Annotated in this window: 13 protein-coding genes; 5 read left to right on the top strand and 8 right to left on the bottom strand. The window is 35.7% G+C overall.

Annotation, left to right across the window (positions count from 1 at the left end):
- Positions 1-158 precede the first annotated feature (158 nt).
- The 3 genes from ACKU4N_RS09110 (at position 159) to ACKU4N_RS09100 (ending at position 2,129) form a co-directional block, all read left to right on the top strand.
- Positions 159-533, top strand: coding sequence for a response regulator (locus tag ACKU4N_RS09110; RefSeq protein ID WP_321322594.1), 375 nt, complete (start codon positions 159-161; stop codon positions 531-533).
- 204 nt (positions 534-737) lie between these two features.
- A complete protein-coding gene (locus tag ACKU4N_RS09105; protein ID WP_321322593.1) occupies positions 738-1,619 on the top strand; it encodes an alpha/beta fold hydrolase in 882 nt (293 codons plus the stop codon).
- 54 nt (positions 1,620-1,673) lie between these two features.
- Positions 1,674-2,129: a methionine-R-sulfoxide reductase gene (locus ACKU4N_RS09100; RefSeq protein WP_321322592.1), complete on the top strand. Its 456-nt coding sequence runs from the start codon at positions 1,674-1,676 to the stop codon at positions 2,127-2,129.
- Positions 2,130-2,320: 191 nt separating this feature from the next.
- Here the strand turns inward: ACKU4N_RS09100 and ACKU4N_RS09095 are convergent, their stop codons facing one another.
- Positions 2,321-3,871 (bottom strand): IS1182 family transposase, encoded by a 1,551-nt coding sequence (locus ACKU4N_RS09095; protein ID WP_156197454.1) that lies wholly within the window; start codon positions 3,869-3,871, stop codon positions 2,321-2,323.
- Between the two features lie 366 nt (positions 3,872-4,237).
- Between ACKU4N_RS09095 and ACKU4N_RS09090 the strand changes: the two genes are divergently transcribed.
- Positions 4,238-4,843 carry a MarC family protein gene (locus ACKU4N_RS09090; RefSeq protein WP_321322591.1) on the top strand — a complete coding sequence of 202 codons (606 nt, stop codon included), beginning with the start codon at positions 4,238-4,240 and terminating at the stop codon, positions 4,841-4,843.
- 100 nt (positions 4,844-4,943) lie between these two features.
- Complete coding sequence (locus ACKU4N_RS09085) at positions 4,944-5,687, top strand: sulfite exporter TauE/SafE family protein (RefSeq protein ID WP_321322590.1); 744 nt, start codon at positions 4,944-4,946, stop codon at positions 5,685-5,687.
- Positions 5,688-5,777: 90 nt separating this feature from the next.
- Here the strand turns inward: ACKU4N_RS09085 and ACKU4N_RS09080 are convergent, their stop codons facing one another.
- The 7 genes from ACKU4N_RS09080 to ACKU4N_RS09050 form a co-directional block, all read right to left on the bottom strand.
- The gene (locus ACKU4N_RS09080; RefSeq protein ID WP_321322589.1) at positions 5,778-8,240 is read right to left on the bottom strand and encodes a TonB-dependent receptor; all 2,463 of its coding nucleotides are present in this window, start codon (positions 8,238-8,240) and stop codon (positions 5,778-5,780) included.
- 206 nt (positions 8,241-8,446) lie between these two features.
- Positions 8,447-9,298: a patatin-like phospholipase family protein gene (locus ACKU4N_RS09075; protein ID WP_321322588.1), complete on the bottom strand. Its 852-nt coding sequence runs from the start codon at positions 9,296-9,298 to the stop codon at positions 8,447-8,449.
- 16 nt (positions 9,299-9,314) lie between these two features.
- A complete protein-coding gene (locus ACKU4N_RS09070) occupies positions 9,315-10,049 on the bottom strand; it encodes a lysophospholipid acyltransferase family protein (protein ID WP_321322587.1) in 735 nt (244 codons plus the stop codon).
- A 284-nt stretch (positions 10,050-10,333) separates the two neighbouring features.
- Positions 10,334-11,029 (bottom strand): SIMPL domain-containing protein, encoded by a 696-nt coding sequence (locus ACKU4N_RS09065; RefSeq protein ID WP_321322586.1) that lies wholly within the window; start codon positions 11,027-11,029, stop codon positions 10,334-10,336.
- Positions 11,030-11,450: 421 nt separating this feature from the next.
- Positions 11,451-12,074, bottom strand: coding sequence for a class I SAM-dependent methyltransferase (locus ACKU4N_RS09060; protein WP_321322585.1), 624 nt, complete (start codon positions 12,072-12,074; stop codon positions 11,451-11,453).
- A 111-nt stretch (positions 12,075-12,185) separates the two neighbouring features.
- On the bottom strand, positions 12,186-12,446 hold the full coding sequence (locus ACKU4N_RS09055) for a zinc ribbon domain-containing protein (RefSeq protein ID WP_321322584.1): 261 nt from the start codon (positions 12,444-12,446) through the stop codon (positions 12,186-12,188).
- A gap of 123 nt (positions 12,447-12,569) precedes the next feature.
- Positions 12,570-14,120 (bottom strand): KamA family radical SAM protein, encoded by a 1,551-nt coding sequence (locus ACKU4N_RS09050; protein WP_321322583.1) that lies wholly within the window; start codon positions 14,118-14,120, stop codon positions 12,570-12,572.
- Positions 14,121-14,366: the final 246 nt, after the last annotated feature.

The following is a 14,366-nucleotide window of genomic DNA, read 5'->3' as shown; positions in this document are numbered from 1 at the left end:
CAACATGTAAAAATATAATCCATTTATTATCAATACCTTTTAAAGGAAAATCAAATTCATTAACAAGAAAATACAATGTATTTTGTATTTTAAAATTAAATTTGATTTAGATAGCTCAAAAAGATACTTTACTTTTGATAGAATAAATCGTTATTTATATGAATAAGGTAGAAAACAAACTTATCCTGGTTGTTGAAGATGAAGAATTCAATAGAATATATTTTGAAGAATTACTAAATCAGATGCACTGTAACGTATTGGTTGCTAATAATGGTCTTGAGGCTGTAGATATTTGCAAAAAAAACGATAAAATCGATTTAGTGCTTATGGATATTAAAATGCCATTAATGGATGGATATGAGGCTACTCAAAAAATTAAAAGGATCAGACCCAACCTTCCTGTTATTGCGCAAACGGCATTCGCTCTGCTTGGCGATAAAAATAAATCACTGGAAAATGGCTGCGATGATTACATTGCAAAACCTGTAAAGAAAGATGTACTCATTCAATTAATAAGAAAGCACTTAACCTAAACAATCCAATTATTGCTCATAAACATCTTCAAGGTATTTCATAAAAAAGATATTTTATGATATAAGGCATTAGCTTCCCTTCCATTAAGAAACACTTTCAACCAGTATAATCCTATAAATTAAGAATTTATAACATATCAGCTCTTGTTTTTCAGACTAAAAAGTATTTTATTACACACAGTCGAATTTAAAAGAATAAGGAAGATGAGGAGAAGGATTATAAAGCTGTTGTGTATTTCCGGATTTGCAATTTTATTACTATTTACTATCGGATTTATAATCTTTCAGAAATTCAGACACGAATTTGATAATCAGAATGTGATGCTTAAATTACATGCTCAAAATATTTTCCCTCAAAGTGAGATGATTCCTTATGGAAATTATCAAATCCACAGCAATTACATTGGTGATTTATCAAAACCTAAAGTTTTATTAATTCACGGTTCTCCTGGATATTGGTTCGATTTCAAGTACATTTTTGCAGATAAAACACTTCAAAAAGAATATTGTATAATTTCCTATGATCGACCTGGTTATGGGAAAACTACCGTTCCAGCCAAAGCAAGACTTCGCGATCAGGCAAAAGTAGCAGCTACTGTTTTAAACCATTATGGAGAATTAAACGAAAAATTTACAATAGTTGGACATTCGTATGGTGGAGCTGTGTTGGAACAAACCATTCTTGATTTTCAAACTAAAATAAGTCACGCCATATACCTTGCTCCTTGTTTATCTCCAAAATTCCAAAAAGCGAAATGGTATAATCTCATGATATCAGGTGGAATAACGAATAAAATAGTTCCTTTCGAATTGCAAAACAGCAATATAGAAATGATGGCTTTGGAAGAAGATTTAGGAACTAATGAAGAAAGACTACACGAAATTACTATCCCAACGAGCTATATACAAGGCAAAAAAGATGTATTGGTACCCTACCAAACACAAGCCTACTATCTTAAATTTCATAAAAATGTAGATCATATATTGCTTGAAGATTTAAATCATTTTATTCCTTGGTCAAATCCAGAACTTATTGTTCAAGCAATTAAAAATGCAAATTCAATAAATGGGTACAGTAAATTTTGAACTGAATCGTTTTTCAATTAACTTTAGAATCATTCAAAATAAAAAGGGCTAATTATGAAGAGATATATCATTTTACTTGGACTTATCCTTTTTGTAAGTAACAATTTATTAGCACAAAAAGCAATGACAAAAGATAAATACAATGCGCTTAGCGCAGATGAAAAAAGAGTAATTATTGACAAAGGAACCGAATACCCGGGAACCGGAAAATACTTGCACAATAAAGCAAAAGGAATTTACACCTGCAGGCAATGCAATGCCGGACTTTATCGATCGGACAGTAAGTTTGAATCAAATTGTGGCTGGCCCAGCTTTGATGATGAGATTGATGGTGCAGTGAAACACATTCCTGATGCAGATGGCAGACGTACAGAAATTGTTTGCGCTAATTGCAATGGACACCTTGGGCATGTATTTACAGGAGAGGGATTCACAAAAAAAAACACCCGGCATTGTGTCAATAGTATCTCCCTAAATTTTACGCCATTGCAGGAAACTGAAAAGAAATGATGTAAACTATGATTTTAAAAGAGGATGTCTCATAACAAAGTAGACATCCTCTTTTTCATGATCTTTTGTTTTTTTGAGATTAAACTGCCTTATACTGCTTATTTGTTTTTGGAAGTCTTTTTTACCTCCAATATGCAAAACAGAGGTTTCATATAGAGGAAATAGGACTTCAAAAGAATTAAGAAAGGCCGTTAGGCCACTTTTCTACTATTCATTTTCTTAAGATTTATGGCTAGAGCCAATAATCCCATTTCGATTTCTACTTTTTCTTTGCCACGAAGTAAAAATCGTTTAAATCCTTTATTGTGTTTAAGGTTACCAAAAGCGGCCTCTACATCAACCGGTCTTTGACTCCTGTGCTTCAATCCTTCTTCTGAGGTTAAATGTTCTCGTGCTTTACTTCTTAATTCGTTAAGTCGGTGATTAATCTGAATCGTTCGATTACCTTTTGCTTTGTGACACATCCCCCTAAGTGGGCATCCGTTACAGTTTTGAGCTTGATAAACATGGATTGTCTTAAAATGACCGGCTTGGCTTTTTTCCTTTTTTATCTTCTTAAGATTCATTACTTGTCCCATTGGGCAGTAGTAAATATCCTGTTTAGAGTCGTAGAATAAATTGTTGGGGTGAAACTCGCAATAAGTTTTGGCTCCCTTCTTTTGTTCTTTATGAAAGTAATTGTATTTCACAAAAGAGGTTAATCCTTCCGCTTCAAGAAATTCATAATTCTCCTCAGACCCATAACCGGAATCTGCACATACGCTGTTTAGTTTGTCTGGATACAACTGTTGAACCTCTTTCATATGAGGTATAAAGGTTTTTGTATCGGTTGGATTATTATGGTTTGAATAATTTACAATGAATTGATTTTGTGTGCTAAACTGCAGGTTATATCCTGGTTTTAGCTGACCATTTTGCATATAGTCATCCTTCATTCGCATAAAGGTTGCATCCGGATCCGTTTTTGAATAACTATTTCGCTCTTCCAATATCTTTAGCTTTTGCTCGTTTTTTCGGAGATTATCAGCATAATTCTTCTTGGCATAGTTGAGTTGCCGGCGTTTCTTAGCATCCACTTTCTTATCCCTCAAGGCCTCATTAATTGTCTCAATGGTCTGCTCTATTTTTTCTGGATCAACATCACTTAAATCGGGCTTACTTACATTTGCTAAATCCGATTTGGCTACCTGCTCTGTATAATCCCAAAGTTCCCCCAACCGATCCTTCATGCGTTGGATATTCTTTTGAATGGCTTTACCCCAAACAAACGAAAACTTATTTGCATTGGCCTCGATCTTGGTGCCATCGACATATATGGTTTGTAGATCAATATGTCCGGAATCTACCAGTAACAGGACTACTTGACTGAACACTTCCTTTAAAACACCTTTTAATCGACTGCTTCTAAAGCGGGCAATCGTATTGTGATCTGGCTTTTGCATCCCTGACAACCACATGAAATGTACATTTTCTGATGCCGCCTGCTCTATTTTTCGAGAGGAATATACATTACACAAATAGGAATAAACTAATAACTTAAGCATCATTTTGGGATGATAGGCCTTTGCTCCCGTATAACTGTATTTTTCAAGGATACGATCTATCTGGACACCATCAATAATACTGCTGATGGTACGAACAGGGTGTTCAGATGATATGAAATCCGAGAGAGAAGGCGGAAAAAGAATCATCTGGTTTTGATGATAGGCTTTGAAATGAGATTTTTGAGGGACTAATTTCATATCTCTAAAATAAGAAATCAGTGATAAATATAAAAAACTATAAAACGAAAAAGAGACTATCTCATTTGAGACAGCCTCTTTTTTTTGCATATACTACTAATACGTTCCCCTCTCCTAAAATATTTTAGCTAAGCTTAGGGGCATTTTCAAAAAAAGATATATCTTCGCCAAAGTTTAAATTTTAAACACAATAGCTTCATTATTGTTTTATTTTAAACATACATATCCATTTTTCAATTATTTTTAACAAAAACAACTTCCTAAAGTAAGAAGTTAGAAAGCTTGGTCTTACTCATTCGATTAAAAAATTTGTAAGTTTATCGGAGCTAATTGCAAGTCTATTTACAAGTCCAAAATTATATTGTCATGAATTTCAATTTTCTTCAAATCATCACCTCTTCAATGGTTCTTTTCGCGGTAATAGATATTATTGGATCTATTCCAATCATATTAGATTTGCAGAAAAAAGGAGGTAAAATTGAAGCCCTAAAAGCAACTGTTGTTGCCCTTATTGTGCTGATAGCCTTTACTTTTTTAGGTCAAAAACTTCTTGGACTATTTGGAGTTGATATTTCTAGTTTTGCAATTGCCGGATCATTCATACTGTTTATAATGGGTGTAGAAATGGCTCTCGGCATCGAAATTATTAAATATGACGGGCCGAGTGGAGTTTCTATAGTTCCTATCGCCTTTCCGTTAGTGGCAGGAGCAGGTTCATTTACAACGGTTCTTGCATTGCGTGCCGAATATGCTATGGAAAATCTAATTGCTGCCATTGTATTGAATATGATATTTGTATACATCGTACTTCGCTCAACTAATCTTGTTGAGCGTATTCTTGGTGAAGGTGGAATTCACGTTTTACGTAAAGTTTTTGGAATTATCTTACTTGCCATTTCAGTAAAGTTGTTTATGACTAACGTAGCGATTCAAATTTATTCCTTATTCCCTTTCTTAAGGGAAGTTTTATAACATTTCCCGGAAAGAAATTTTAAGCATATTTAACGCAAAACATATTGTTGAATCCGCTAACTTTGTATCATTCAAGTACAAATTATTAATTGGATTTATAATGCATGATATCACCATAATTCAAATCGTTCTTTGCGCTATCGTTATCCTTTCGGCAGCATTTATAAAAGGGATGACAGGTTTTGGATTTGCATTACTTGCAATCCCATTTCTTTCTTTTATTTTCCCCATGCAGGTTTTAGTTCCTGCCATGAGTTTATTCAATTTGATAACCAGTTTGGTAATCCTGTTTAAACTTCAAGAAAAAATTAGGGCATACTATTTTATTCCCATGTTTATTGCCAGTTTAGGTGGAATTCCTTTGGGTGTTTATGCTTTGGAATATGTGAGTAGTGATAATTTACGACTCATAACAGGTGTTCTGATTATCCTTTTCTCCATACAGATGATAGGCAAAGTGAAATTGGCCAAACGCTTTTTAAATTTTCCAATTGTTTTTGCCGGATTTATCAGCGGTATTCTTGGCAGTGCAATATCAGTTGGTGGTCCGCCATTGGTTATTGCTATGAATCGCAAAGGGTATCCAAAAGAAAGATTCCGTGGCGTATTTGCCTGGTTTAGTACTTTTTCCGCCTTTTTCACTACCGCAGCCTTTTTAATGAAGGGAATGATAGAAATGGAATCCGTAAACCTTGCTCTTTTCTGTCTTCCCATTTTATTTTTCGGATCGCATTTTGGAGCTAAATTTTCCGGGAAAATTGAACCTGAAAAATTCAGAAAAATAGTGATTGGGATCAACATCATCACTGGATCCTTCATCGTAATCTCAGCTCTTATCAAGTAACAGTCAATTAATTGACAATCAAATGTCACCCATAAAAAAAAACTCACGAAATTAATTCCGTGAGTTTCTTCAATATTTCGTTAATCGCTTTTACATTTCAAATTCTTCCACATCAACCCCGCCTTCTGATCCCCGTTCACGCTTCATTTTATAATTGTTAATTTTAAAACTTAATTTCAAATTAAATGTTGGTGATTTATGATTAAACTGACTAAAATTGTAAAAATTATCCCCTTCGTATAAGGTTTCATGTTTTGCCGTTGCAAAAATATCGCGAATCTGGAAAGTAGCAGATAACTTACGTTTCATGAAATCTCGCTTTAAAGCTGCTGATGTTGTAAAGAACCCCTTACGTTTCCCTTGGGCCCAATTCGTCTCGGATTGATAATTCGCTGTAAACTGAACCCGTGTTTCCGGATCAAATATAATGGTTGAATTATTCCTTAAACTCCAATTGTAACTTTTCGTTGAAAAATCTTTATAAATATCCTCATTGGATGAATTGGTTATTGTGAAATCTCCTTCTTCTTTGTAGTGATAAAAATTACCTATTAAATCGTTCTTAAGCCATTTGCCAAAAGACAAATTTATGGTTGCTTCCATACCTAAAGAATAATCATTTCCTACATTAACCGAAGTACTCTTCATTACGTTGCCCTGATCTTCCCAAGGATATCTAACACTTTCAATTTTATTGTGAGTGACTTTGTAATAAGTTTCAAAAGTCACCGACTGATCTCCGAACCGCTTCGAATAAGCCAACTCGTAAGAGTCAATATATTCAGGATTCAAATCAGGATTTCCTTGTCGCACATTGTAAGCATCTGTCCAGGTAACAAAAGGCTCCAACCAATAACCTCTCGGACGCTGAATCCGTCTGGTATAACTCGCCATCACCTGATTGTCTGATCCCAAATCCATTTGAGTGTGTATGGTTGGAAAGAAATCCCACCGTTTAATGGTGAAAAGCTCTGATTCATCTTTAAAATCGATTTCCCGATTTGTATATTCAGATCTGAAGCCCAGTTGATAGCCAAACTTTCCAATTTTTGAAGCATAAGTTGTATACAAACCATGCACCTGCTGATCGTAAGTTACATCATGACTATATAATGGCTGAGGCACATATCCGGTTCCCACAACAAAATCCTCCTGTTTTGTATCCGCCTCGTTTGAACGAATCTGCCCCTGATAACCAAATTCAAATTTTGTATCTGCTCCCAATGGCAATGTGTAATCGGAGCGGATCTCCCATCTGGTTCCCGGTCCATCCTCAGTTGCAATTTTCCCGGATATTTGCTTGCCATCAACATCAAACAATTCGTTGGTTGACTGCTCATCACCACTTCCACGATGCGAATAAGTCACCTGAGAAGCCAACTGATGACCTTTCCCACTAAATTTTCTGGTATACGAAAAGTTTGAATTAACGAAAGTCATTTCTTTCTTCCAAAGATCTTCACTATCGTATAAAATTCTTTCCGGATTTTCACTGTCAAACTCTTGATAATCCAAAACGGAACCCCGTTCCATGTCTCTGTTTCCGTATCGGAAGCCAAACGAAATGCTGTTTTTATCATCTATTTCAACATCAAAACCGGTGCGAATACCATAGCCCAAACGCTTCATCAATGATTCTCCATCAGATATAACAGAACTTGTAACATTCTCAAAAATGGTTCTGTTTTCGGTTTCACTTGTGCCTTCGAACTGACGATTGCTGTAATCAAATCCAAAATTCCAGTTCCACTTTTTCTTACGATAATTGATTAAAATATCACCACTTCGATTTTCCTGGCTGCCAACCGATAAATTAGCCACTCCGTTCAATCCCTTTTCAACATTCTTTTTTGTGATGATATTAATAATTCCAGCCGTTCCTTCCGGATCGTATTTCGCTGAAGGATTGGTAATAATTTCGATGTTCTCAATCACACTTGCAGGCATTTGCTGCAAAATATCCGATGCATCCAAAATAGAAGGTTTTCCATCTACCAAAACAGTGAAATTTGAATTGCCCCGAAGACTTACATTCCCCTCTATATCAACACTAACAGATGGAACATTCTCCAAAATATCAACAGCGGTTCCGCTGGCAGCAGTAATTTGCCGGCTAACCGGAATTACCTTTTTATCAATTTGATACTGAACGGGCGAACGTTCTGAAGTTACCATAACCTCGCCTAATGTTTCTGACGATTGCCTTAAATTCACAATCTTTAAATCAGCCAGTTTTCTGTTTCCATCAATAGGAATATTTCGAACTACAGCTTTATTATAACCAATAAAAGTAATTTCAACAAAGTATTTTCCAGGCTTCAACTTTGTAAGTTCGAAAGCCCCTTTTTCGTCGGTGATGGTTCCGTCAATAAGGCTTGAGTCGGCCATACTGTAAACAGAAACTGTTGCGTATTCAACAGGAATATCCATCGCATTGTCCATCACAATACCTTTTACTACTCCACCTTTCATTTCCGGTTTTAAAACCGGTTCTACTGCCTTAGCCGATATTGCAATAACGCTTAAGCAGATCAGAAAAATTATTCGATTCATTTAAATTGAATTATGAGTTTTATAAATTGTCCGCACAAACATACTATTCGAAACTCAAAAACATGAATAAATATATGATTTTACATATTTATTAACATTTGAGCAATAAGAAAGTCCCTTATTCGGATTTTAGTTGCACTGTATAGACAAGTAAAACGATAAAAGGTTTAATAAGGAAGTATATTTATTCTGATTTTAGGATGAAATTACAGAAGATTCCATTTTTCGATTGCAATCCGCCCCATTTCCTGCCCCAGCTCGTAATCACTTAACAGTGTGGCATAATCCTGAGTAAATCGCTTTGTCTTAAAACTTTCGGGAGGACAAACATCTAAAATCTGAAGGTTTTGCGGAGTATTTTGAATAAAATCAATGGATGAATTGTAATTATCCGGGCGATTCAACAATGCTTTCACCAAACCCGGATGTTTTCGAAAGAGCAAACGTCCCAATTTTGATTCCATTCCTTTTTTCATCCGAAAAGAATTTGGACGGGAACGAATCACCATAATTTTTACAGCTCCTTTTTCAACTGCTCTTTGAATTGGAATGGGCGCAGAAACGCCTCCATCCGAAACTATTTGGCCATCTATTTTCAGAAAATTGCGGTAAAAAAGCGGAACCGTACAGCTGGCTTTCATCACATGACTAAGGCTTTCTGCATCGGGCTTAATAAAAACCGAACGACCATCGGAGTTCATGGTAACACCTATTTCAAAATCAGGATTGTTGGCAAAAAGCACGTCCAGATCGATAGGCAGTTCGCGGGCAGTGATATCCCAAGACCAATCTAAATCCATTAAATGGCCACCTGTTAAAAACTTCTTCCAACTGATGTATTCCGGACGCAAAGAATAATCTGTGAACATTTTAAAATTTCTCTTTTTCTGTCTGGAAAGATAAGCTGCCACATTAACAGCTCCGGCAGAAACTCCCAATACAGAATGAAAAGGATTGAATTCCATCTCAATGAACTGATCCAAAACTCCAGCTGCAAAAATACCGCGCATGGCGCCACCTTCCACTACCAATGCTGTTTTGTTATTTTGGTTCATCATCAATCTTTTATCAGTATTATTGGTTCAATTCTTTCTTAATTAAAGCTTCTACCATTTCGGTTAGTTCAATTGCAGTGTAAGATAGAGGCTCAATTGGATCTAAAACCTTATAGCTAACCTTAGCTCCCAGGCACAAGGGGAACATTCCTTTTTCTTCAATTTTATAATTTCCATCAACAACAAAAGGAACAATTAACGCATTTGGTGCGGCCTGAAGTAAAGCTTCTATTCCACCAGCTTTAAAAGGTTTCATCACTCCTGTTTTACTTCTGGTTCCTTCTGGAAAAATACTGGCTGCATAATTGTTTTTCGCGATTAACTGACCCAGTTTATAAATTTCCGGTATTGCCTGCGCTCTGTTCTTTCTATCGATTAAGGCGGCTCCCGAATGGCGAAGATTATAAGACACACTCGGAATGTTTTTAGCCAATTCCTTTTTTGAAATGAACTTTGGATGGTGTTTTCTGAAAATCCAGACAATTGGCGGGATGTCGTATACTCCCTGATGATTGGAAACAATGATTAACGGCCGGTCGGTTGGCAAATTAACTTTAGGCAGAGAGGTAATGCGAACGCCTAAAAACACAACTACGCGCATTAAAAAAAAGTTTAAAACATCAACAGAATTCTTGTGAGCCTGATACCCAAACAGCTTGTGACAGATTACTTGTATTGGATGAAAAATCACCAACAACAATAAGAAGAGAATATAAAATATAAAACTGAGAATATAAGATAAGATCTTGATCATTTATTTTTCGATTTTGGATTTCTCCACAAAAGAACAAAAAAAACATTTATAGATAAAGTGTTGTTGGGAAAATTGATGAATTGCCGCTATAAATACCACTATCCGTGGGATTGCTGGAGTGAAAATTCAACCCCAAAGAGCACAAAGTATCACGAAGCATTTGTTGTTTTTCTTTGTATGTCTTCGTGATAGCCTTTCTTTGGTGGTTAAATCTTTCTTTTTACAGGCACAAAAAAAGATCCCTACTTGTAGAGATCTTCATATTTATTTGTGATTAAAACTCTCTATTCCAATGCAAAGCTAATCATCACAGCATACTCCAGTTTTATTTTCTGAAAATCCAGATCAGGAGCACCCTTACCCGATTCAAAGCTTTCACTTTTCACCCGCATCATGGTATTTACCATTTGCCGGCCATAGGGTGATGAAACTTCATTGATATAAATGGCTTTCCCAACTTTTTGACCAATTGCCTCAGCCAGAGCTATAGCTTTTTCCTTACCAGCTATAACAGCATTTATTTTAACCTGCCTGCGAAACTTTTCAATTTCGGAGTGATCTACTCTCAAAATACTTATGTTTGATATCTTGATCTTATCCAACTCAACAAACACCTTTCCCAATGTTTTTGAATCGTGCACTAAAAGCTCAAAATCTTTCGATTTCTTCATATCCGCACGTTTAATAAAATGATCCTGTAAAGTACTTGCAAAATCAGATACAGAAAGTTGCTTCTCCAAATTGATGCCGGCCTTTTTTAAAGCCGCAAACATTTGTTTTTCCAACACTTCAACGCTTTCCCTGTTCTTTGTGTCCTCCTCATCCAAATGAATATTCAAATAGATCTCATCGGGTACAACTTCCAACTCAGCCAATCCTTTTACTTCGATGTAATTTTGATCGATAAAGTTTTTTTGAGCTTGTGCCATCGCACTCCAGCCTAAGAAAACAGCCAATAATAGTATTACATTTCTTTTCATATGTTTCAATTTTTTCGTGTATATTTTCGATAATTTATGAAGTTTAAGTATACAAATACCGTGCTAAAGAATATTCGTTGCTCACCAATGATGAGTAGAATGCCATTTGGTTGCGCATCACTTCAAAAAAGAAATATCATCAAACAAAGAGATGGAACAAGAAACACAATTGTTTCCAATTAAAATTCATTCGGCATCAGACTGCAATAAAATCTTACCTGAACTTTTTCTAATTTCTAAAAATTCGTGTACCTCTTTACCTTCCGAAAATTTGTATTGATGTATTCAAGAACATCCTACGTTCCCAACTTTGAAAAAGTTAAAGCCTTCTTTGTATTTTAGCCTTTTAAAATCAGTTCATCAACCTGCACAAGTTATATCCTGTTGGCATAAAAAATGATTCTAGTATCCCTATTATCAATCATGTATTTTTCCGAAAACTACAAAACACGAAGTTTTGAACTATACCCGAAGGAGTTTTGTGATCAACCGTAATGCATTTTATTTTTGAAAAGAAATTAGTCAGCAAATCGTTCATTGAGCTTTCAGAATACTGTTTAATTTCAATTCCACTGCATTTTTTGGGTCCCTGTTCCGAAAAAGTTCCAATGACCAGTACACCCTCCGGATTGATGCTTTTCTGTGCGGTGTCCAGATAATTTGAAATATCCTGTTTGCCGGTTAAAAAGTGAAATGCTGCCCGATCGTGCCAAAAATCATATTTTTCTGTCGGTTTGAATGCGGCAGCGTCAGCAACAATCCAAGTTACCTTTTTAGCTCTTTCGCCAAGCCGTTGTTTTGCCTTATCAATTGCGATTTCAGAAATATCAAGAACGGATAGGTTCTGATAGCCAAGATCCAGTAAATGATCAACCAACAAACTGTCACCACCACCAATATCAATAATTTTTGCCGAAGAGTTTGCCTTAAACTGTTTAAAAAATCCGAGAGAAGTTTCCGGCGATGACTGAAACCAACTTACGTCTTTCAATTCTTTCGACTGGTAAATATTCTCCCAGTGCTTTTTACGATCAAAATTTTCCATTTGTACCTGATTATTGCTTCATTTTACTTCGTTTAGATAAAACACGTCAGCAATATTAACAATCTTGTTTCTGATTGCACTATTAAAAGGAAACTTCCTCATGCATTTTCACTACTTCTTCCATCTTTCCAAACGCGCCATGCCGCGGGTTAAAATCCACGAAATAAACTTTGAATGTCCGCCTTCCCTCATTTTTTGTCTGCAGAAAGCCTGAAAATCGGTAAGCGTTCCGGTATAAAGAAACACTCCATTCTCGTAACAATAACTGCAGTATTTTAAATTTTTGCTCCCGTCGCTGTTGGTGCCTCCTCCCTTCGGATCTTTTTTCAAAGGCATTCCACAACTCTGACATATTTTATTTACTTTATTCATCTGTTTATAATTTTAAGTTTTCGTCAGATGGAACTTACCATATAATCATCTCCCTGTGTTTAGAAAGCTTTATAAATGGACGTTTCATGTTTTTAAATTTAAGAACTTCTTATTGGTAACTGTTTATTCATTCTCTGTAGAAGTACTTCTGCAATATTTCGATTTTTTAAACTGTTCATCTATTTCATCCGATATATCTGCTGGATTAGTCAGAGGCATATTTTTGTCCCTTACATCGTATTCCAATAGTTTCGATTTTTTAATTTTCTCCAGTTTTGGCAATTTGGTCCTGTTTGTTGTTTCAATACGCTTCCCTTTGTTATCCACAATTATTAATTTGGGAACAAATACTCCTTTTCTTCCTATAAAATCATCCATGATTTTAACCCCGTTCGAAAACTCCTCGAAGGTAGCTCTGCCGAGGGCTTCATATTCCAGAATTTCTTTCCCATCCCAGGTCGACACTAAAGCATAACTTTCGGATATTTTATCTTCAATATGAAATTTTTTATACAAAGTATCATGCCCGGAAGGCATTAATATCACTTTTCCACCCCCGCCTTCAATATTTCCCGCATATTTTGGCATAGTAACACCCGAAATCCAGCCATGTAAATGTTTCATATAAATTTTACCTATTTGAATTGGAGTAATAAAATGAACAATTCCCTTTTCCTTATGACACTGCAGCAAGTAATATGGATGAATGCCAATCCAAAACATTCGGGTAAAAGTTAAAGCCAGTGTTTTGTAATAGTCGTTCACATGATTGAGCAGGACGGTTTGATTTCTGATTGTAAATCCATGATTAAGAATCTTCTTAACTGCAATTCCCAGATCCTTTGTTATCTCGTGATAGTGGTTGATGTGTGTCATGAAATAGACATACTTATCCGGACCATTGTTAAATTTGTTTGCCGAAATCCTGATTAATTCCATCAATTCATCTGTTATTGCCATGGGCATTACAACAGGCACTCTGGTGGCAATTCTTATTGTCCTAAGATGTGGTATCCTGCTTAATTCTTCCAATACGTATTGCAATCGGCCTCTGCTTACCATTAGGGCATCACCACCGGTTACAAGTACCTCGTTAATATTTTTATTGTATCCGATATAAAACAAACCTTTGTCTATTTTAGTTCTGTTCACAACAAAAGACCGATCTAAGGATTTTGCTCTTTGGCAATGAACACAATACGATGCACAACTTGTATTTTCTGCAACAAAAAGAGCCAACCTGTTTGGGTAACGTTGATAAGCAGCACCATAACTCCGCGATCTTTCAGCCATTGCCCCTTCAATTCCGGTATTGGGAAATAATAAATTGGCAGGAGTAGGTACGGATTGCCAAAAAATAGGGTCGAGCCTTTTTTTCGACTTTTCGCCCGGCAACATCTCCGGATTGAACGGATCAGCCTGCATCAGCGAAGCATAATAAGGTGTAATCCTTAAAGCTTCTTTTCCTTCTTTTTTTAATGTACTTACGGTTCTATTAATTTCATTTTCCTGAAGCGAATTTAATTTGATCACCTTTTTCAGTTGTTCAACACTGCGTATTATATTTTTTATCTGCCAATCGGCATCGTACCACTGCTCCCCCGTCACATTTTTCCACAATTCAATTGTATTGAAATTTCGTGCCTGGTAAAATATGTCTTCTTTTGGATGCATTGCTTCAACTCGTTTTGTGTTTGTTTCTTCTGATAATTATCGGATGCAAGGCGATATACTATAAGTTACACAAAAACTTAGATCGTTACAATATTTACCAATCAATACAACAACTATATTCCTGTAAATGATGATGAAAGCTTCTTATTAGGCTTTCAATTTTAAACCGATCAGCTTTTTCACATTTTCAAAATCATTGGAGTCTGCCATTTCTATATTGATGCAACGCGACTTACCAAATCGTTA

The organism is Labilibaculum sp. (genome assembly GCF_963664555.1).
GTDB lineage: Bacteria > Bacteroidota > Bacteroidia > Bacteroidales > Marinifilaceae > Labilibaculum.
This window is presented reverse-complemented; position numbering and strand designations above follow the sequence as displayed.